Origin of the sequence: Paracoccus sp. IB05 (assembly GCF_016405985.1) — a bacterium.
GTDB lineage: Bacteria > Pseudomonadota > Alphaproteobacteria > Rhodobacterales > Rhodobacteraceae > Pseudogemmobacter.
This window is the reverse complement of the sequence record NZ_JAEFCF010000100.1, coordinates 1-708: the sequence shown is the minus strand read 5'-3', so window position 1 is coordinate 708 and position 708 is coordinate 1. Positions and strand designations below refer to the sequence as shown.

The window sequence follows — 708 nt, the reverse complement described above, 5'->3', positions numbered from 1 at the left end:
TGGACCTGTCCCGGTTCTGTTCCGGTCTTCTGAGAGCGATGCTCTCTTCAAAGGAGACAGGATATGGCAGTTACACACAGCGACGAGTTCAAGCGTGATGCGGTTCGGATCGCGCTCACCAGCGGCCTGACACGGCGTCAGGTTGCGTCTGATCTTGGGGTTGGGCTTTCGACGCTCGGCAAGTGGATCCGGGCGGTTTCCGATGAGGCGAAGGTGCCGGAGCGGGACGCCGATCTTCTTCGCGAGAATGAACGGCTGCGGCAAGAGAACCGTATATTGCGCGAGGAGAGGGAAGTGTTAAAAAAGGCGGCTCAGTTCTTCGCGGCTCAAAAGCCGTGAAGTTTCAGTTCATTGCCAGCTATCGGGGCAGCCTTTCGCGCAGCTATCTCTGTCGCATGATGGGCGTGACGGATCGCGGGTTGCGCGCGTGGCGGCGCAGGCCCCCGTCCATCCGTCAGCGGCGCGATATGGTGATCCTGGCCCATATCCGCGAACAGCATCGGCTGAGCCTGGGCAGTTATGGCAGGCCGCGTATGACCGAGGAACTGAACGAACTGGGTTTGCGGGTTGGCCAGCGCCGGGTGGGCCGCCTGATGCGCCAGAACGGCATTCAGATCATCCGCAGTCGTAAGTTCAAGCGCACCACAGACAGCGAGCACGCCTTCAACATCGCGCCGAACCTCTTGCAACAGGACTTTTCGGCGAGTG

Annotated in this window: 1 pseudogene; it reads left to right on the top strand. The window is 60.5% G+C overall.

The annotated features are described in order from the left end of the window. Positions 1 to 63 precede the first annotated feature (63 nt). Positions 64 to 708, top strand: a pseudogene (locus JC607_RS25210) (transposase); the annotation flags it as partial.